This window comes from Mesorhizobium sp. WSM4836 (genome assembly GCF_055811815.1).
Window position 1 is genome coordinate 39,831 of the sequence record NZ_JBVVQF010000008.1, and the last position, 16,943, is coordinate 56,773.

Consider the following 16,943-nt stretch of genomic DNA (forward strand, 5'->3'; position numbering starts at 1 on the left):
TTGATCACCGCCTGGAAGCCGACCCTCCCGAGAGCCTCGGATCGACGCGCTTTCGCCAACAGCCGACATGGAACCGCACCACAAAGCAAGTCGATCCAGCCTGGAAACTTGAAGCCCGCTGCACACGTCGCGGGGTGATTTCCCGTTATGGAGGCAGCGTCTAGCGGCCTTCGCTCCGCCACAGCACGTAGCCTGCGACAATGAAAATAACGATGGCGAAGATGCGGTTGAGCGTGTCCCTGCCGGCGGAAAGCCGGGTGGCTAGAGTCATGCCGATCATGCCCCCAAGGATACCGCCGCCAATGAACTCGGCCGCGAGCGGCCAATCGATCAGCCCAGAGGCGGCATAGTTAACGGCTGTAGCGAGGCCGAAGGCGGAGACCGCGAGCAGAGAGGAGCCGACCGCGTTGATCATCGGCATGCCCGTGGCGGCCAATAGGGCGGGCACGATCAGGAAGCCGCCGCCGACGCCGAAAAATCCGGACGCACCACCCGCGAGGATCGCAGCGAACGCCGTCAGCAGGCACATACGTCGATCCACGGGCCGAGCCGTTGCGGCTACGGTCCTGCGCGGCTTGAGCATCAGGATGCCGATCACGATCATCACCAGGGCGAATAGGACAAGCAGGCGTTGATCGTCCATAGCCTTCCCGAAGCTGGAGCCGGCGAGTGCGCCGACCGCACCGATGGCGGCAAAGACGATCGCGCAGCGCCACCAGATGTGCCCTCTCAGCGCATGGCCGGCGAAGTTCGCAATCGCGTTGGCCGAAACGGCAAGTGCGCTGGTGCCGATGGCGATGTGGGGGCTAGAAACGCCAACGACATAGAGCAGGAGCGGTGCGGCAAGGATCGAGCCGCCGCCACCCAGTAGGCCAAGCATCAAGCCGACGATACCGCCCGAGCCGACGGCGCTTACCATGGCGCCGGTCACGGCCGCACCCGCTTGAAGAACCGGTCGTGGAATATCATGCCGGCGACCATTGCCAGCGCGAAGAGCCAGGTTTGCCAGAGGCCAAGCGACAGCGACGCGACAGCGGGGCCGGGGCACAGGCCGCCGAGTCCCCAGCCGAGGCCGAAAAGCGCCGAGCCGACGATCAGCCGAGCGTCGATGCTTGTCGCGGCCGGGAAATAGAACGTCGTGTCGAGTATCGGCCGTGGCATGCGCCGCCCCACGCGGAGTCCGACGAAGGCCACCGTGACGGCACCGCCAAGCACGAAGGCGAGGCTCGAGTCCCACGCGCCAAAGACGTCGAGAAAGCGTTGCACGCGTATCGGGTCGAGCATGCCCGACAGCGACAGGCCGAAGCCAAAGACCAGACCGGCGCCGACAGAAACGATGATTTGCGAGTTGCGAAAGGTCATGGCGCGATGCACTTCAGTAGAGCGACGGCGAGCACGCCGGCCGTGAGGAACGTGACGACGGCGGCGAAAGAGCGCCTCGACAACCGGGCAAGGCCAAGGACGCCATGGCCCGAAGTGCAGCCCGAACCCATGCGCGTCCCGAAACCCACGAGCAAGCCGGCGACGACGATCAGGGGCCATGATCCGGTGACGCTGACGGCCGGCCTATGCCCGAATAGCGCGAGGAACAACACCGGTCCGAGGGAGAGGCCGACGACGAAGGCTCCGTTCGTCAGGATGTTGGCTCCCTGCGCCAGGCGCCCGACAATGCCACTGACGCCGGCGATGCGGCCGTTCAGCAGAAAGAGCAGGACCGCGGAGAGGCCGATGAACATGCCGCCGATGAGCGACGCCCAGTAACCGCTCATGACGTGCCCCCGGGCTCGCAGAAGATACCGTAGAGAGCCCCGATGAGCTGCGCCGCCTTCTCCGCCGTAAGGCGGTAGAAAATCTGCTTGCCTTCGCGTCGCGTCTCCACAATCCCAGCCTCGCGCAAAACGGTGAGTTGCTGTGAGAGCGTCGGCTGGTGGATATCGAGCTTTTCCTCAAGCGCGCCGACCGAGTATTCGCCCTCGGCCAACGTGCAGGCGAGCAGCAGCCGGACCGGATGGGCGAGCGTCTTGAGCAATCCCGCGACTTCGCCGGCGCGGACCTCCATGGCGGCAAGGCTCATGCCTTTCGTTTTCAAATCGTCCATCGCAGTCACCATGCCGCTCCCTGGAGCGCGTCGAGTGGAAATTTGAGATAGCGCCGGCCGTTGTCTTCCGGTTCTGGAAGGCGGCCGCCCCGCAAGTTTACCTGCAGCGCGTGGAGGATCAGCTTGGGCATGGGCAGCGTGCGATCGCGCACCTCGCGCAGTTTGACGAAGGCGGCCTCGTCGATCCCGGCGATATGCGCGTTGGCGCGCTTCTGTTCGCCCACCGTGCTCTCCCAGCGTGGCGTCCGGCCTTCCGGCTGGTAGTCGTGGCCGGTGAAAAGGCGCGTCTCGTCCGGCAGCGCGAGTATATCCTGAATGGACCGCCACAGAATCTGGGCATCGCCGCCAGGGAAGTCGGCCCGCGCGGTGCCGCTGTCTGGCATGAAGAGGGTGTCGTGAACGAAGGCCGCGTCGCCGACAACGTAAGTCACAGAGGCAAGAGTGTGTCCTGCCGACAACACCACATTGGCGTCGATGGAGCCGATCTTGAACCGATCGCCGTCCACGAACAACCGATCCCACTGCGAACCGTCCTGTGCGGAATGCCCGTTGTAGATGCGTTGCCAAAGCTTTTGGATATCGACGACATGCGCGCCAATAGCGGTTGGTGCGCCGGTCTTGTCCTTAAGGTAGTGCGCCGCGGAGAAGTGGTCGGCGTGCGGATGGGTGTCGAGGATCCATTCGACCGACAGTCCCTCGTCGTCGACATAAGCGAGGATGGCGTCGGCGCTCCCGGTTCCAGTCGCGCCGGACTTCTCATCGAAGTCGAGCACCGGATCGATGATAGCGCATCTCTTCGTCGCCGGATCTGCAACCACATACTGGATTGAATAGGTGCGCGGATCGAAGAAACCTTTTACGCGCGGGCGCTCGCGGGCAGTTCTTTCCAGCCATTTGACCGCGCCGGAAAGGTCGAAACCATGGCTCTTTCCGAACGATACGACATTGTCGACCTTCATCCGGCCATCGAGCACTTCCCCCAGCCCGAAAAGCGTCAGTGCCCGTGCGCCGCTTTTGCAATGCGCAATGACTGGCCCTGCCGAAGCAGCCATAGCGGATCGGAACGCGTCAATATCGGCCCGTGTGATCGTCGCGCCGGTGACCGGAACGAAGCTATAGCGAAGGCCGGCATCGTGCGCTGCTCGCTGCTCGGCAAGGTTTCCAGGCTGGCCGGCCTCCTCCCCGTCGGGTCGTGCATTGATGAGCGCATGAAAGCCTTCGCCGGCCAAATGCTTGAAATCGGCAACGTTTGTCTGGCCTGCAATCGAGAACGTGTCGGTGATGGCAATGGAGCGCATGCGGGCATCCTTCTTCGTATCGTTATACATTTATACATAATGTATAATGACGGCTCTGGCAAGGACTTCCGTACGGCCTGCGTCGAGGCTCGTATCATCGAACCCAAATAGCCGCGGTCACACGTTTCGAATGTCTGGGAGAGTCAACAGCTCCAATTTCGCCGAAGCCCGCTATCGGCCGAAAAAAATGGCTGCAGAGAGTCCGCTTGGGTCAGATCACGACGATGGCCGCCATGATCCGAATGTCCGCCCTTGAAGATCCGTCGCCAGGAGCTGCCCGTCTCCTTGCGGCCGCCAAACTGCCGGGCGGCAACGCGCCTCAATGTCACTTGGAAGTCCGATTTGCGATTTCCCGAAAGGAGACGGCTCCGCTCGAGGTTGCGTATGAGCCATATCAGTTATGTTTTCGCCAAAAAGAGGGTTGTTTACCCAACGACGACGCAGGGAGAGGGCGAGACCCTCTTGGCTGCAACGGACAGCTAGAAAGGGTCAAGGCGCAGTTTGTTGCGCGCGATCTTCCAAGCGGATTCGACATGCCGCCGCGCCGCCGCCTCAGCCTGCTCCGGCTTGCGCGCCCTGATCGCATTCATGATCTCGTTCATTTCGGCGATCGCCGGCTCGCGCCGGTTCGACGAGGCGATCGTCATCGAACGCAACTGGTTGATACGCACATTCAACCCGCTGACAATCTCCCATGCGACGCGCTTGTCGGCTGCCTCGAACAGCGCTTCGTAGAACTTGGTCGTCGCGCGCATCACCGCCGGCGGCTTGGCCGAGGCCCAGGCTTCGAAAAGTTCGCTAAGGGCATGCTCCAGTTCCGCCAGCTGTGCGTCGCTCGCAGATTGCGCGCAGGAGCGCGCCGCGATCCCTTCGAGTAGGGCCCTGAGCTCATAGATCTCGTCGGTGCGGCCGAGATCGGGCTTCGCCACCGCCGGCCCGTGCCCCGGTATCATCTGCACCAGACCTTCGGCCTCCAGCTGCCGCAGCACCTCGCGTACGACCGACCGACTGACCCCGAGCTGATCGCACAACGGCCGCTCCACCAACCTTTCGCCTGGCTGGAAATGGAAATCCATGATCGCCTCGCGCATGCGCTCCAACGCCAACGTCCTCAACGTTTTGGCGGAGCGGTCGATGCGAAGCGTGTCAGCCATTTTGTCCTGGATCCCTGGCCTTATCACAAAAACAGATTCCACGACCGGTTGACAAGGCACGAGGCACTCCATAGCATGGTATACCATAATATGGTAGGCCGCTAACGCGGCTCCATCCCGAGGAATCCATGCAGCCGGCCATTCGCAAGATCGTGACTTACACAGAGAATACACTCATCGAAGGCGGTAAGACCGCGCCGCGGCCGCTGCGCCTGATCGGCGTCGCGGCGGTGCTGACCAACCCGTGGGCGGGTCGCGGCTTCACGGAAGATCTTTCGCCCGAGATCCGCGGCTTCGCGCCGGTGCTCGGCGAAACGCTGACCAACGAGATCATCAATACGGCAGGCTCGGGCGAAGCGATCGAAGGCTATGGCAAAGCCGCCATCTGCGGCACATCGGGCGAGATCGAGCATGCGTCAGCGCTGATTCACACACTGCATTTCGGCAACCACTACCGCCGCGCCGTCGGCGCTAAGACCTACCTTGCCTTCACCAACCTGCGCGGCGGTCCCAACACGCCGATCATGATCCCTCTGATGGACAAAAGCGACGAAGGCCGCCGCTCCCATTATCTCACCGTGCATTTCCAGATCGGCGATGCGCCGGGACCGGACGAGCTGGTCGTGGCGCTCGGCGCGTCCATCGGCGGGCGCCCCCATCACCGCATCGGCGACCGCTACCAGGACCTGAAGGAGGTCGGAGATTTGCATGGCTGACACCGCGGCGATCCGCAGCAAAGCCCCCGACGGCACCGGCTTCATCCGAGCCGGCTCGGCCGCGCCGGTCCTGCTCATCCACGGCGTCGGCATGGACGCAACGATCTGGCAGCCGCAGATTGCCTTGATGCACGACCGGTTCGACGTGATCGCCATCGACATGCTCGGCCATGGCGCCTCGCCCCTGCCGCCGGAGAACGCCGACCTTTCCGACTTCGCCGATCAGGCGAACCGGCTCCTCGATCACCTCGGCCTCGATCGGGTCGCTGTCGTCGGCCACTCCATGGGCGCGCTGGTCGCCCAGGAGCTGGCGCTCCGCGCGCCGTCGCGTGTCAGCTCGGTGGTATGCCTCAACGCCGTGTTTCGTCGCCCGCCCGAACTCTCGCAAGCGGTGCGCGAACGGGCGGCGGCGCTCGGCGGCCCCGGCGATCCGTCGGCGATCGCCGCGACGATTGCCCGCTGGTTCGGCGATCCGATCCCGCAGGTTCTGGCGGACGCGGCCGCGACGGCGCGCGCCGCGCTCGAAAGCGTCGACGTTGAAGGCTATGCCCGCACCTATCGCCTCTTTGCCCGCGCCGATACCGAGCACGCCGATCGTCTGGCCGATCTCACAGCACCCGCGCTGTTTATGACCGGCTCGGAGGATCGCAACTCGACACCTGCCATGTCGGCGGCGATGGCGCGGCTTGCACCGGCCGGGCAGTGCCTGGTGCTGAGCGGCGAAAAGCACATGATGACAATCGCTTCGCCGCAAAAAGTGACTCAGCGCATCACGGCCTTTCTCGACCAGGTCGCGGCTGTTCGCCCGATGGCCATAGCGATCGACCCCGTACTCGATACCATAGAATTCCGGCGCGCGCTGGGCTCCTTCCTGACCGGCGTCACCATCGTCACGACGATCGATGAAGCCGGCGGCCCTCGCGGCTTCACCGCCAACTCCTTCACCTCGGTCTCGCTCGATCCGCCGCTGGTGCTAGTCTGCATCGCCAAGAAGGCGCTGGGGCATCAGGCGTTCTCGACCTCGAGAGGCTTTGCCATCAACATCCTATCGGAAGCGCAGAAAGCAGCGTCCGGCATCTTCGCCTCGAAGGCTGCGGACAAGTTCGCCTCCGTGGCATGGCAGCCCGGACAGACCGGCAATCCGCTGATCGAGGGATCGGTCGCGGTGTTCGATTGCGGCATGGAACAGCTGATCGATGCCGGCGATCATTCGATCCTCATTGGCCGCGTCCATGACTTCACCCACAACAGCGCGCAGCCTCTCGGTTACTGTCGGGGCGCCTATGTCTCGCCGGGCCTGACCCAGGAGGCGCTCGCGGCTGCCGCTCCCCCCGGAACCGAGGTCGGCGCCATACTTGAGAACGAAGGCCGCGTGCTCTTCTTCGAGACTGCCGAGGGATCCTACCAATTGCCGGCCGGGCATGGGCTGGGCGCCGTGAACGACGCGTGCAGCCTCAGGGGAAGGCTTGCCGCCAGAGCCATCGACGCCGAGCTCGGCTTCCTCTACGCGGTGTGGGACGACGCGACGGACACCTTGCGCACCCATGTCTATTATCGCGGAACGGTGGATGCACCCGTCTCCGGCGACGGCCAGATCCGCTTTGTCGAGATCGAACGCATGGCCGAACTGACGGTCGCCGACCCGGCTGTCCGCTCGATGCTCGCCCGCTACGCGCGCGAGCGTGCCGAGGACACTTTCGGCGTCTATGTCGGCAATGAGGTCGAAGGTGAGGTCAGGCCGCTCGCCAAGCCCGCGCCCTCGGCGCCAATCCATTCCCGCCGCGGGTGAGACCGATGAAATTTTCGCTTTTCGTCCACATGGAGCGCTCGGACCTCGCCAAACCTCATTCCGAGTTGCTGACGGAACTGGAGGAACTCGTCCTGCTGGCTGAAGCGGCGGGTTTCGAGACGGCCTGGATCGGCGAGCATCACGGGATGGAATTCACCATCTCGCCAAACCCCTTCATCAACATCGCCTATCTGGCCGCCAAGGCGAAAACCATCCGCCTCGGCACCGGAACGATCATCGCGCCCTTCTGGCATCCGATCAAACTCGCCGGCGAAGCGGCGATGGCCGATGTCGTCACCGGCGGCAGGCTGGATCTTGGCATCGCGCGCGGCGCCTACAGCTATGAATATCAGCGCGTCTTCCCGGGGTTGGATGCCTGGGGCGCTGGCCAGCGCATGCGCGAGATGATCCCGGCGATCCGCGGCCTCTGGGACGGCGACTACGAGCATTCCGGCGAGTTCTGGCAGTTCCCGCTGACCACCTCGTCGCCCAAGCCGTTGCAAAAGCCCTATCCGCCGATCTGGGTGGCGGCCCGCGATCCGAACTCGCACGACTTCGCGGTCGCCAACCAATGCCAGGTCCAGGTGACGCCGCTGGCTTCCGGCGACGGCGAGGTCGCAAGCCTGATGGAGCGTTTCAACACTGCTTGCCAGGCGCATCCCGACATCGCGCGGCCGGAAATCATGTTGCTGATGCACACTTTCGTCGCCGAGGACGCCGCCGACGCCGAGCGTCTGACGCAGGACCTGTCGCAGTTCTACTGCCAGTTCGGTGCCTGGTTCCAGAACAAGAAGCCCGTTCGTCAGGGTGTTCTGGAGCTGCTGACCGAGGAAGAGATCGCGGCCATGCCGCAATACGCCCCGGATAAGATCCGGCAGAACCTCGTCATCGGCGAGGCCGACGAAGTGATCGCCAGGCTGAAAGTCTATGAGGCGCAAGGCTACGACCAGTATTCGATTTGGATCGACAGCGGCCTGTCGCACGAGCGCAAGAAGAAATCGCTGCGGCTGTTCATCGACAATGTGATGCCGGCCTTCCAGGAGGCAGGGGCGCGATGAGCAGCACGACGTTCAGGAACTACATAGACGGTCAGTTCACCGAGCCTTCCTCCAGCTTCGACAGCATCGATCCGTCGACGGGCCTGCCCTGGGCGAAGATGCCTGCCGCGACCATTGTCGATGTCGACCGCGCCGTGGAGGCCGCGCACCGGGCGCTGCGCTCCGGTCCCTGGGCGGCGATGACCGCGACCGCGCGCGGAAAACTGTTGGTCAGGCTCGGCGATCTCGTCGCCGGCAATGCCGGCCGCCTGGCCGAGCTGGAAACGCGCGACACCGGTAAGATCATCCGCGAGACGCGCGCCCAGATCGCTTATGTCGGCGACTACTACCGCTATTACGGCGGCCTCGCCGACAAGCACGAAGGCGCCTTCATCCCGATCGACAAGGCCGACATGGAGGTAACGGTTCGGCCCGAGCCGATCGGCGTCGTTGCCGCCGTCGTGCCCTGGAACTCGCAGCTCTTCCTATCGGCGGTCAAACTCGGCCCGGCGCTGGCCGCCGGCTGCACCGTCGTCCTCAAGGCCTCCGAGGATGGCCCGGCGCCCCTGCTCGCTTTCGCCGAGCTCGTCCATGAGGCCGGCTTTCCGGCCGGCAGCGTCAACATCATTGCCGGCTTCGGTCATGATTGCGGGCATCGCCTGACCAGCCATCCGCTCGTCGCGCGCGTCGCCTTTACCGGCGGCCCCTCAACCGCTCGGCGGATCGTTGCCAACACCGCGGAGAACCTCGCCTACACGACGCTTGAGCTCGGCGGCAAAAGCCCGGTGGTCGTCTTCGCCGACGCCGATCTGGACAGCGCCACTAATGCCGTCGTCGCCGGTATCTTCGCGGCCACCGGCCAGAGCTGTGTTGCCGGCTCGCGACTGCTGGTCGAGCGTTTGATCAAGGACGAGTTCCTTGCACAGCTGAAGCGCAAGGCCGAAGCGATTGTCATTGGCGACCCGCAAAATCCCGCAACCGAGATGGGACCATTGGCGACCTCGCGCCAGCGCGAAAGGATCGAGGCTATCGTTGCGGAAAGCGTGGCGGCAGGCGGGCGGCTGATCACCGGCGGTGCGCGGCCTAAGGACAAGGCTGACGGATTTTACTACGCGCCGACGATCATCGAGGCGCAGAACCAGGCACTCGCCTGTGTGCGCGAGGAATTGTTCGGCCCGGTGCTCAGCGTGCTCGCCTTCGACAGCGAGGCTGAAGCGCTGGCGCTCGCCAACGACACCCCCTTCGGGCTCGCTTCCGGCGTCTTCACCAGCAATCTCGCCAAGGCGCATCGCATGGCGCGCGGCATCCACGCCGGCGTCGTCTGGGTGAACACCTACCGCGCCGTCTCGCCGTTGGTCCCTTTCGGCGGCTATGGCCTTTCGGGCCTCGGCCGCGAAGGCGGCCTCGATGCCATCCGCGACTACACGCGTTCGAAATCGGTGTGGATCCGCACGTCGGACGACCCGATCCCCGATCCTTTTGTCATGCGGTAGCCGCTGCAGACCAAGGAACACGGCCGGGCACAAACGATCTGGCAGTGCAATCAACAACGACAACAGAGGAGAACCACATGAAACTGATCTTCGCCGGCATCCTTGCTGGACTTCTGACCACAACGGCCGCGAAGGCCGAGGAAATGGTATTCACCAGCTGGGGCGGGACCACCCAGGAAGCCCAGACCAAATCCTGGGCCGAGCCTTTCGCCGCAGCTTCCAGCATCAAGGTGCTGCAGGACGGCCCGACCGATTATGGCAAGCTGAAGGCCATGGTCGACGCCGGCAGCGTCAACTGGGATGTCGTCGACGTCGAGATGGATTTCGCCATCAAGGCGGCCAAGGACGGCCTGCTCGAACCGATCGACTTCAAGGCAGTGCCGAAAACCGATCTCGATCCGCGCTTCACCACCGACCATGCCGTCGGCAGCTTCTACTATTCCTTCGTGCTCGCCTGGAACAAGGGGGCGGTCCCCGGCGAACCGGCTGGTTGGGCCGACATGTTCGACGTGAAGAAATTCCCGGGTAAGCGCACCTTGTACAAATGGTCGGCGCCCGGCGTGATCGAGATCGCTCTGCTCGCCGACGGCGTGCCGGCCGACAAACTCTATCCGCTCAACCTCGACCGCGCCTTCAAGAAGCTCGACACCATCAAGTCCGACATCGTCTGGTGGAGCGGTGGGGCGGAGTCGCAGCAGCTGATCGCCTCCGGCGAGGCCGCCTTCGGCCAGCTCTGGAACGGCCGCGTCTTCGCGCTGGAGAAGGACGGCGCAGATGTCGGTGTCTCCTGGAACCAGAACCTGACGGCCGCCGACGTTCTCGTCGTCCCGAAGGGCGCCAAGAACAAGGACGCCGCCATGAAATTCCTCGCCGCCGCGACCAGCCCGACCGGCCAGGCGAAATTCGCCGAGGCGAGCGGCTACGCCCCGATCAACACCAAGGCCAAAGCAGAAATGCTCGCCGACGTGGTCAAGGGCTTGCCCGACGCCCATGTCGACGGCCAGATCAACCTCGACATGAACTATTGGGCCGAGCATCGCGACGAGATCGCCGCGCGCTGGTACGCCTGGCAGGCGAAGTGACGCCCGTCTTTTGACAGGATCGGGATGGCACCAGCCGTCCCGATCCGCAATCCGGGATTACCGGCATGTCGGTGGAAGCACAGCAAGGGATCCCAACCCCGCGACTGCCGGCAGGCCTGGGCGGCCTGCTTCCGGCGTTGGTCCTGATCGGACTGTTTTTCGTCGTGCCGGTGCTGGCGCTTTTGCTGCGCAGCTTCACCGACCCCGCTCCCGGCCTGCAGAATTATGCAGCGCTGCTGGGCGACGGCACTTATGCGCGGGTGTTCTTCAACACTTTCCTCGTCGCGTTCGTCGTCACCGTCGTCACGGTGCTCGTCGCCTTCCCGGTCGCCTGGATGCTTGCGATCATGCCGCCCGCGCTCGCCTCGATCCTGTTCGGCACCATCATCCTGTCGATGTGGACGAACCTCTTGACCCGCACCTATGCCTGGATGGTGCTCTTACAGCGCACCGGCGTCATCAACCGGGCGCTGATGGGCGCCGGCATCATCGACCAACCGCTGCCGCTCATCAACAATCTGACGGGTGTGACCATCGGCATGGTCTACATCATGCTGCCCTTCATGATCCTGCCGCTGGTGGGCACGCTTCGGGCGATCGACCCGATGACGCTGCGCGCCGCGGCCCTCTGCGGTGCCAGCCCGCTCGCCGCCTTCCGCCGCATCCTATTGCCGCTCTCGCTCCCCGGCATCGCCGCCGGCGGCTTGATGGTCTTCGTCATGTCGCTCGGTTATTTCGTCACCCCGGCGCTGCTTGGCGGCACGTCGAACATGATGCTCGCGGAAATGATCGCGCAGATGATCCAGTCGCTGCTCAACTGGGGTCTCGGCAGCGCCGCCGCCTTCATCCTGCTCGTCGTCACCATGGCGCTCTATGCGCTGCAACTGCGCGTGGTAGGCAGCAGGCGCGCGACGGGAGGCGCCTGAGATGCTGCTCGACTATGACCGCCTCGGCTGGCTGAAAATTGTCCTGCTCGGCTTCACCGCTTTGGTCGCGGCATTCCTGCTCCTGCCGGTGGTCTTCATCGTGCTGCTCTCATTCGGCTCCTCGCGCTGGCTTGCCTTTCCTCCGCCCGGCTGGACACTCAAATGGTACCAGGAGCTGTTTACCGATCCGTCCTGGATCGAAGCGGCCCTCACCAGCGCGCGCATCGCTGCGATGACGGCAATCCTCGCCGTAGCCGTCGGCCTGCTCGCCTCCTTCGCGCTGATTCGCGGCCAGTTCCGCGGGCGTGAGATCCTGCGCGGGCTGCTCTTGACGCCGATGGTGCTGCCGGTCGTCGTCTTCGCCATCGCCATCTATGCCTTCTTCCTGCGGCTTGGCCTGGGCGGCACGACGGTCGGCTTCGTCGTCGCCCACACCGTGCTTGCGCTCCCCTTCGCCATCATCCCGATCGCCACGGCGCTCGAAGGTTTCGACAAGTCGATCGAGGATGCGGCCATCGTTTGCGGCGCTAGCCCGCTTCAGGCGAAGCTGCGGATCACCCTCCCGTCGATCCACATCGGCATCTTCTCCGCAGCGATCTTTTCTTTCCTCGCCTCCTGGGACGAGGTCGTCGTAGCGATCTTCATGGCCAGCCCCACCCTGCAGACCTTGCCGGTCAAGATCTGGGGCAGTCTGCGCTCCGACCTCACCCCGGTCATCGCCGCCGCCTCCAGCCTGCTGGTCGCGCTCACTCTTGCTCTGATGATCGTGACGGCCCTCTTGCGCCGAAAGCTGCAGACATGACCCAGCCCTTTCTCTCGATCCGCAAATTGCGCAAGGCATTCGGGGCCTTCACCGCCGTTCATGATGTGACGCTGGATATTCCGAAGGGCGAGTTCCTGACCTTCCTCGGGCCGTCGGGTTCGGGCAAATCGACGACGCTTTATGCCGTCGCCGGCTTCCAGGATCCGACCTCCGGTGACGTGCTGCTGCAGGGCAAGTCCCTGTTGTCGGTGCCCTCGCACAAGCGCAACATCGGCATGGTCTTCCAGCGCTACACGCTGTTTCCGCATCTGAGCGTCGCCGAAAACGTCGCCTTCCCGCTCCGCGTGCGCCGCCGGCCGGATGCCGAGGTCAAGCGCAAGGTCGCCGACATGCTTTCGCTGGTGCGGCTCGAGAACTTCGCCGAGCGGCTGCCCGCGGCGCTCTCGGGCGGCCAGCAGCAGCGTGTCGCGCTCGCCCGCGCACTGGCCTACGATCCGCCCATCCTTCTGATGGACGAGCCGCTCTCGGCGCTGGACAAGAAACTGCGCGAGGAGATCCAGGCCGAGATCCGCCGCATCCACCGCGAGACGGGTGTCACCATTCTCTATGTCACGCATGACCAGGAAGAGGCGTTGCATCTGTCGGACCGCATCGCGCTTTTCAGGGACGGTCGCATCGAGCAAATCGGCACCGGCGAGGACCTTTACCTCAGGCCGGCCACCGATTTTGTCGCCGGCTTCATCGGCAACTCGAATTTCCTGCCGGCCGAGCATATGGGAACCGAGAATGGCGCAGCTGTGGTGCAACTGGCCGATGGCTCGATCGTCAAGGGCGTGAAAACGAGTCAGACTCTCGACCGCGGTCAGAAGGCCAGGCTGATGGTGCGGCCGGAAGCATTCAGCCTGACGCCCATGCCAGGTAACGCGTCACTCACCGTCAAGATCATCGACGCGGCTTTCTTCGGCGACCGCCGACGCGTCCTGGCACGGACCGGGTCGGGGGACGAGATCGATGTCAGGCCGACTTCGGATGCAGCCGGACCAGAAGGCGCCGAGGCCACTTCGGGCCGGGAAATCTTCTTCGATCCCGCTCAGGCATTTTTGTTTCCGGCCTGAGGGTCCGAATGGGGTTAGACTAGATCGCCTTGGTGCCCTGCTGCGGCCTGAAGGACCGCTTCTGAAAATCCGTGTTTCGAAGCTGCCATTCCGCTCTCGGCCCCGTTCCAGCCATTGCGATCCGCTCGCTCAATTCGCGATGCTTTCGGCAAAATCCCGCGTCAATACCGTTGCTGCTGCCGCGATAGCACGCTTCACGTCCGACTCGGTAGTGCGAGCGTTGACCACGCTGATGCGCATGGCGCGACGGTCGCGCCACATTGTGCCGGAGAAGAAGACTTCGCCGGTCTCGTTGATTTTTTGAATTATCTCGTTTGTGAAAGAATCGTTTTCCTCGGGCGAAGCTCCTGGCCGGCCGAATCGGACCAAGCCCTGATTGAGCGTGGGCCTTGCAAGTATCTCCGCACCGGGCAGTCCGCCAATCCCTTCAACCATGTCCGCGCAATGCACGCAACAACGGTCGACCAGAGCCTCTACACCGCTGCGACCGAGTTCTCTTAGCGCAGCATAAACAGGAATCCCGCGCGCTCGGCGGGAATATTCCGGGTTCCAGTCCGTCTGGTCGCGCGCGACGGACGTTGGCGCTACGTAGGTCGCGCTCGAAGTCATTGCCGTGCGATGCGCCGTGCGATCTCGGACTATGGCGATGCCACAATCGAAAGGAACGTTCAGCCATTTGTGAGCATCGGTCGCCCAGCTGTCCGCCAATTCTACGCCGTCGAGCCGATCGCGGTATGTCCGGCTTGCGCGTGCGAACAAGCCGAACGCGCCGTCGATGTGAACCCAGGCGCCGGCTGAATGTGCCAGCGGGATTAACTCCTTGAACGGATCGCATGCGCCGATGTTCAGGTCGGCTGCGTTAAGCACGAGCATGGTGGGCCTGGAATCGCCCGAAAGCGCTCTGTCGAGCACGGCAGCAGGAACGCGCCCCTCATTGTCAGTTTGCAACATTTCCAAGGCGTTACGGCCGATGCCAAGCAAGCGCACCGCACGGTCTATGGTGACGTGCCGTTGGTCGCTGGCCAGCACCCGTATCTCGGGTGCTCCAAACAATCCGTCATCCTCGACGTCCCATTGGAAGCGGTCGAGCAACCCGACCCTTGCTGCGGCAAGGCTCGTCACATGCGCCATCTGGCAACCGCTGGTGAACGCGAAGGATGCATCTCGTGGGAGGTCGAGCAACTCCTTGATCCATTCTCCGGCAACTTCCTCGATCACTGCGGCAGCAGGACTAGCTGAATAGAGCGCGGCGTTCTGGTCCCATGTGGCAACGAGCCAGTCTGCCGCCAGCGCTGATTCCAGGCCGCCGCCAAACACCCAGGCAAAAAAACGTCCGCCGGCATTGCCATGCATACCGTCAGCGGCATCCCTAGCTAGTGTCCGAATGACTTCCTCCGCGCTCCGGCCATCCGGCGGTAGAGGTCCGCCAAAAGATCGTCTGAGATCCGGCAAAGTCGCTGTCGCCCCGACCGGCCGGGTATCCAACCCCCTGATCCATTCACCTGCCGCCTGGCAAGCAAATTCTAGCGCGGCGCTCACCACCCAAGCCCTTTCGACAAGATGGAGACCCAAACGGAGGTTTGCCCTCACTGATTACTTTCATCGATCCCGATTGCCTCGACAAACGAAAAGGATTTAGCTGGGGCATCAACAGGTTTGGCGAATGACGTCTGTCTCCATGCTCAAACGCACACACTCATTGCCGAGTTCGACTATTCTCCTGGGCCTGGAGAATTCGCTCCTGCGAAGCTTGCAGGCGGTTGCCGATACCGGCAGCTTCGTTGGTGCCGCGCGAGTAATGCACCGGACGCCGTCAGCGATCAGCATGCAAATGAAGAAGCTTGAACGCCAGATCGGACAGAGGATATTCGCGCCCAAGGGCCGTTCAGTAGTCCTGACCCCAACGGGTGAGGCGCTTCTCACCTATGCGAGGCGCGTAACCGGAATCGCTGAAGAGGTGATGGTGCACTTCAATCGTCTCTCCCACAGCACCAAGGTGCGGCTGGGCATACCGCACGACTATGCGGCAGCATTCTTGCCTTCGATGTTAAAGGGCTTGCGGGTCGCATCCCCGGAAGTTGAGGTCGATGTGACCTGCAGCGTAAGCAATGCCTTGATTCAAATGCTGGACAGTGGGGAGCTTGACGTCGCTGTCGTTACGGCAGGCATAGCGGACGGCCTCGCACTGACCGATGGCGGGATCTATCATGATCGACTTACGTGGGCAGGCCTCTCGAATGGCCTCGCACATCGACAGCGTCCGCTGCCGATTTCAATTGCTCCGCTTACCTGCCCGTGGCGGAGAGCGGCCATCGATGCACTTGATGGAGCACGCATACCGTACCGAGTAGTCCACACGAGCAATAGCTTCGCCGGCCAGATCGCCTCAATACTTACGGGCGAGGTGGTTTCCCCGTTACCCCTTGTAACTCTGCCGCCGGGCATAGTGCCGTTCGGATTGGAACACGGGCTTCCCCCCATTGGATCCTGTAGCTTGGACCTGAAGCGCAGTCCCCATGCACTGGGCGAGCTTGTCTCCGCCGTTGCGGATCACATCCGAACATATTTCGATCTCGCGAGCCGGAGTGCGCAGGGGCCTGCCTTGCATAATTACCAAAGCTGCTAATTCATTAGGTTGGCTTGGCGATCCACCAAACGCTTTTCGAATTTTCACTCTCACATGGTTCGGGCGAAAGTCGGCTAGGGGGTAATTTCGTCCCGTTAGCGGACGGTCATCTTCCGGCCCCATTTCAACTCCGAGTTATGCTTCATATCGCATAGAGATAGCTCTGGCCTTGGGGCTGGTCGGGTAAACTATGTCAGTCCGCAATGTCGCCAGAAGGCATTGCAGAAACGTCCATCCATATCGCGCCCACGGCATGGCCGTCGGGATCAGCAAGGTCGCGAGTGTACATGAACCCGTGATCTTCGATTGGATTGATGTCAGCCGTGCCGCCGTTCGCAGCAGCTGCGGCAGCCATCGCATCGACGCCGTCGCGGCTGTCGAGGGATAGCGCCAGCATAACCTCGCTGGAGGTTGATGGCGGGATCGGACGGGTCGTCATGGTCTGCCATTTGGCACGGCTGAGCAGCATGAAGTTGATGTGGGCACTCCATACCATCCAGGCAGCCGTCTCATCGGGAAACTTAGGGTTCTTCTCGAAGCCAAGTGATTCATAGAATGCCACGGACGCCTTCACGTCGGAAACTGGCAGGCTCACAAAAATCTTCTTGCCCATCAAACATTCCTTTTCGTTGTTGAGATGCCAGTCAGCGGGTGGTTCCTCTTGAAGACGGTCGACCGCCCGCAGAAACGACAGAGCATCTAAACTTTTTTCTAAATCTTCGGCAGCGGCACAGATGCCGAGGCACAGCAGCATCTCCGCGATGAAGGCAGACTTAGCAGTGAACGGCAGCGGGCTCTCCCATAGGCGCCGGCCAAGCGCCACTGATGTTGAGCCGAGCCTACGTT

Annotated in this window: 17 protein-coding genes; 9 read left to right on the forward strand and 8 right to left on the reverse strand. The window is 63.0% G+C overall.

Translation table 11 applies throughout. The features are described from left to right. Positions 1–160: 160 nt before the first annotated feature. The 6 genes from AC0L2P_RS12000 to AC0L2P_RS12025 all read right to left on the reverse strand — a co-directional run bounded on the left by AC0L2P_RS12000 (position 161) and on the right by AC0L2P_RS12025 (position 4,550). Positions 161–919 carry a sulfite exporter TauE/SafE family protein gene (locus AC0L2P_RS12000; RefSeq protein WP_473501592.1) on the reverse strand — a complete coding sequence of 253 codons (759 nt, stop codon included), beginning with the start codon at positions 917–919 and terminating at the stop codon, positions 161–163. 8 nt (positions 920–927) lie between these two features. Continuing rightward, positions 928–1,362, reverse strand: a complete 435-nt coding sequence (locus AC0L2P_RS12005; protein ID WP_473501418.1) for a DUF6691 family protein — start codon at positions 1,360–1,362, stop codon at positions 928–930. Continuing rightward, positions 1,359–1,769, reverse strand: a complete 411-nt coding sequence (locus AC0L2P_RS12010) for a YeeE/YedE family protein (protein ID WP_473501419.1) — start codon at positions 1,767–1,769, stop codon at positions 1,359–1,361. The genes AC0L2P_RS12005 and AC0L2P_RS12010 overlap by 4 nt, the downstream gene beginning before the upstream one ends. Further along, the gene (gene bigR, locus AC0L2P_RS12015; RefSeq protein WP_473501420.1) at positions 1,766–2,098 is read right to left on the reverse strand and encodes a sulfite-sensing transcriptional repressor BigR; all 333 of its coding nucleotides are present in this window, start codon (positions 2,096–2,098) and stop codon (positions 1,766–1,768) included. The genes AC0L2P_RS12010 and bigR overlap by 4 nt, the downstream gene beginning before the upstream one ends. Before the next feature lie 5 nt (positions 2,099–2,103). Further along, positions 2,104–3,396: a bifunctional sulfur transferase/dioxygenase Blh gene (blh, locus tag AC0L2P_RS12020; RefSeq protein ID WP_473501421.1), complete on the reverse strand. Its 1,293-nt coding sequence runs from the start codon at positions 3,394–3,396 to the stop codon at positions 2,104–2,106. Between the two features lie 479 nt (positions 3,397–3,875). Further along, positions 3,876–4,550, reverse strand: a complete 675-nt coding sequence (locus AC0L2P_RS12025; protein WP_473501422.1) for a GntR family transcriptional regulator — start codon at positions 4,548–4,550, stop codon at positions 3,876–3,878. 128 nt (positions 4,551–4,678) lie between these two features. On the opposite strand from AC0L2P_RS12025, the gene AC0L2P_RS12030 reads away from it, so the two are divergent. The 8 genes from AC0L2P_RS12030 (at position 4,679) to AC0L2P_RS12065 (ending at position 13,471) form a co-directional block, all read left to right on the forward strand. Continuing rightward, positions 4,679–5,266: an amino acid synthesis family protein gene (locus tag AC0L2P_RS12030; RefSeq protein ID WP_473501423.1), complete on the forward strand. Its 588-nt coding sequence runs from the start codon at positions 4,679–4,681 to the stop codon at positions 5,264–5,266. Continuing rightward, entirely contained in the window at positions 5,259–7,055 is a 1,797-nt protein-coding gene (locus AC0L2P_RS12035) for an alpha/beta fold hydrolase (RefSeq protein ID WP_473501424.1), read from the forward strand. Before AC0L2P_RS12030 ends, AC0L2P_RS12035 begins: the two co-directional genes overlap by 8 nt. Positions 7,056–7,060: 5 nt before the next feature. Then, a complete protein-coding gene (locus AC0L2P_RS12040; RefSeq protein ID WP_473501425.1) occupies positions 7,061–8,113 on the forward strand; it encodes an LLM class flavin-dependent oxidoreductase in 1,053 nt (350 codons plus the stop codon). Next, positions 8,110–9,585, forward strand: coding sequence for an aldehyde dehydrogenase (locus AC0L2P_RS12045; RefSeq protein ID WP_473501426.1), 1,476 nt, complete (start codon positions 8,110–8,112; stop codon positions 9,583–9,585). Before AC0L2P_RS12040 ends, AC0L2P_RS12045 begins: the two co-directional genes overlap by 4 nt. Positions 9,586–9,662: 77 nt before the next feature. Next, positions 9,663–10,667: an ABC transporter substrate-binding protein gene (locus tag AC0L2P_RS12050; protein ID WP_473501427.1), complete on the forward strand. Its 1,005-nt coding sequence runs from the start codon at positions 9,663–9,665 to the stop codon at positions 10,665–10,667. 65 nt (positions 10,668–10,732) lie between these two features. Further along, complete coding sequence (locus AC0L2P_RS12055) at positions 10,733–11,593, forward strand: ABC transporter permease (RefSeq protein WP_473501428.1); 861 nt, start codon at positions 10,733–10,735, stop codon at positions 11,591–11,593. Position 11,594: 1 nt separating this feature from the next. After that, positions 11,595–12,395, forward strand: a complete 801-nt coding sequence (locus AC0L2P_RS12060) for an ABC transporter permease (RefSeq protein ID WP_473501429.1) — start codon at positions 11,595–11,597, stop codon at positions 12,393–12,395. Then, entirely contained in the window at positions 12,392–13,471 is a 1,080-nt protein-coding gene (locus AC0L2P_RS12065) for an ABC transporter ATP-binding protein (RefSeq protein ID WP_473501430.1), read from the forward strand. The genes AC0L2P_RS12060 and AC0L2P_RS12065 overlap by 4 nt, the downstream gene beginning before the upstream one ends. A gap of 129 nt (positions 13,472–13,600) precedes the next feature. On the opposite strand, the gene AC0L2P_RS12070 is transcribed toward AC0L2P_RS12065, so the two are convergent. After that, a complete protein-coding gene (locus tag AC0L2P_RS12070; RefSeq protein WP_473501431.1) occupies positions 13,601–14,824 on the reverse strand; it encodes a pyridoxal phosphate-dependent decarboxylase family protein in 1,224 nt (407 codons plus the stop codon). A 310-nt stretch (positions 14,825–15,134) separates the two neighbouring features. Between AC0L2P_RS12070 and AC0L2P_RS12075 the strand changes: the two genes are divergently transcribed. Then, a complete protein-coding gene (locus AC0L2P_RS12075; RefSeq protein ID WP_473501432.1) occupies positions 15,135–16,097 on the forward strand; it encodes a LysR family transcriptional regulator in 963 nt (320 codons plus the stop codon). Positions 16,098–16,290: 193 nt separating this feature from the next. Here AC0L2P_RS12075 and AC0L2P_RS12080 read toward each other — a convergent pair whose 3' ends face one another. Next, positions 16,291–16,920 (reverse strand): VOC family protein, encoded by a 630-nt coding sequence (locus AC0L2P_RS12080; RefSeq protein ID WP_473501433.1) that lies wholly within the window; start codon positions 16,918–16,920, stop codon positions 16,291–16,293. Positions 16,921–16,943: the final 23 nt, after the last annotated feature.

What these genes read in the sequence shown, in the direction of transcription:
- AC0L2P_RS12000 (WP_473501592.1), bottom strand. Translation starts at nt 919, where the DNA reads ATGGTAAGCGCCGTCGGCTCGGGCGGTATCGTCGGCTTGATGCTTGGC.
- AC0L2P_RS12005 (WP_473501418.1), bottom strand. Translation starts at nt 1,362, where the DNA reads ATGACCTTTCGCAACTCGCAAATCATCGTTTCTGTCGGCGCCGGTCTG.
- AC0L2P_RS12010 (WP_473501419.1), bottom strand. Translation starts at nt 1,769, where the DNA reads ATGAGCGGTTACTGGGCGTCGCTCATCGGCGGCATGTTCATCGGCCTC.
- bigR (WP_473501420.1), bottom strand. Translation starts at nt 2,098, where the DNA reads ATGGACGATTTGAAAACGAAAGGCATGAGCCTTGCCGCCATGGAGGTC.
- blh (WP_473501421.1), bottom strand. Translation starts at nt 3,396, where the DNA reads ATGCGCTCCATTGCCATCACCGACACGTTCTCGATTGCAGGCCAGACA.
- AC0L2P_RS12025 (WP_473501422.1), bottom strand. Translation starts at nt 4,550, where the DNA reads ATGGCTGACACGCTTCGCATCGACCGCTCCGCCAAAACGTTGAGGACG.
- AC0L2P_RS12030 (WP_473501423.1), top strand. Translation starts at nt 4,679, where the DNA reads ATGCAGCCGGCCATTCGCAAGATCGTGACTTACACAGAGAATACACTC.
- AC0L2P_RS12035 (WP_473501424.1), top strand. Translation starts at nt 5,259, where the DNA reads ATGGCTGACACCGCGGCGATCCGCAGCAAAGCCCCCGACGGCACCGGC.
- AC0L2P_RS12040 (WP_473501425.1), top strand. Translation starts at nt 7,061, where the DNA reads ATGAAATTTTCGCTTTTCGTCCACATGGAGCGCTCGGACCTCGCCAAA.
- AC0L2P_RS12045 (WP_473501426.1), top strand. Translation starts at nt 8,110, where the DNA reads ATGAGCAGCACGACGTTCAGGAACTACATAGACGGTCAGTTCACCGAG.
- AC0L2P_RS12050 (WP_473501427.1), top strand. Translation starts at nt 9,663, where the DNA reads ATGAAACTGATCTTCGCCGGCATCCTTGCTGGACTTCTGACCACAACG.
- AC0L2P_RS12055 (WP_473501428.1), top strand. Translation starts at nt 10,733, where the DNA reads ATGTCGGTGGAAGCACAGCAAGGGATCCCAACCCCGCGACTGCCGGCA.
- AC0L2P_RS12060 (WP_473501429.1), top strand. Translation starts at nt 11,595, where the DNA reads ATGCTGCTCGACTATGACCGCCTCGGCTGGCTGAAAATTGTCCTGCTC.
- AC0L2P_RS12065 (WP_473501430.1), top strand. Translation starts at nt 12,392, where the DNA reads ATGACCCAGCCCTTTCTCTCGATCCGCAAATTGCGCAAGGCATTCGGG.
- AC0L2P_RS12070 (WP_473501431.1), bottom strand. Translation starts at nt 14,824, where the DNA reads ATGCATGGCAATGCCGGCGGACGTTTTTTTGCCTGGGTGTTTGGCGGC.
- AC0L2P_RS12075 (WP_473501432.1), top strand. Translation starts at nt 15,135, where the DNA reads ATGACGTCTGTCTCCATGCTCAAACGCACACACTCATTGCCGAGTTCG.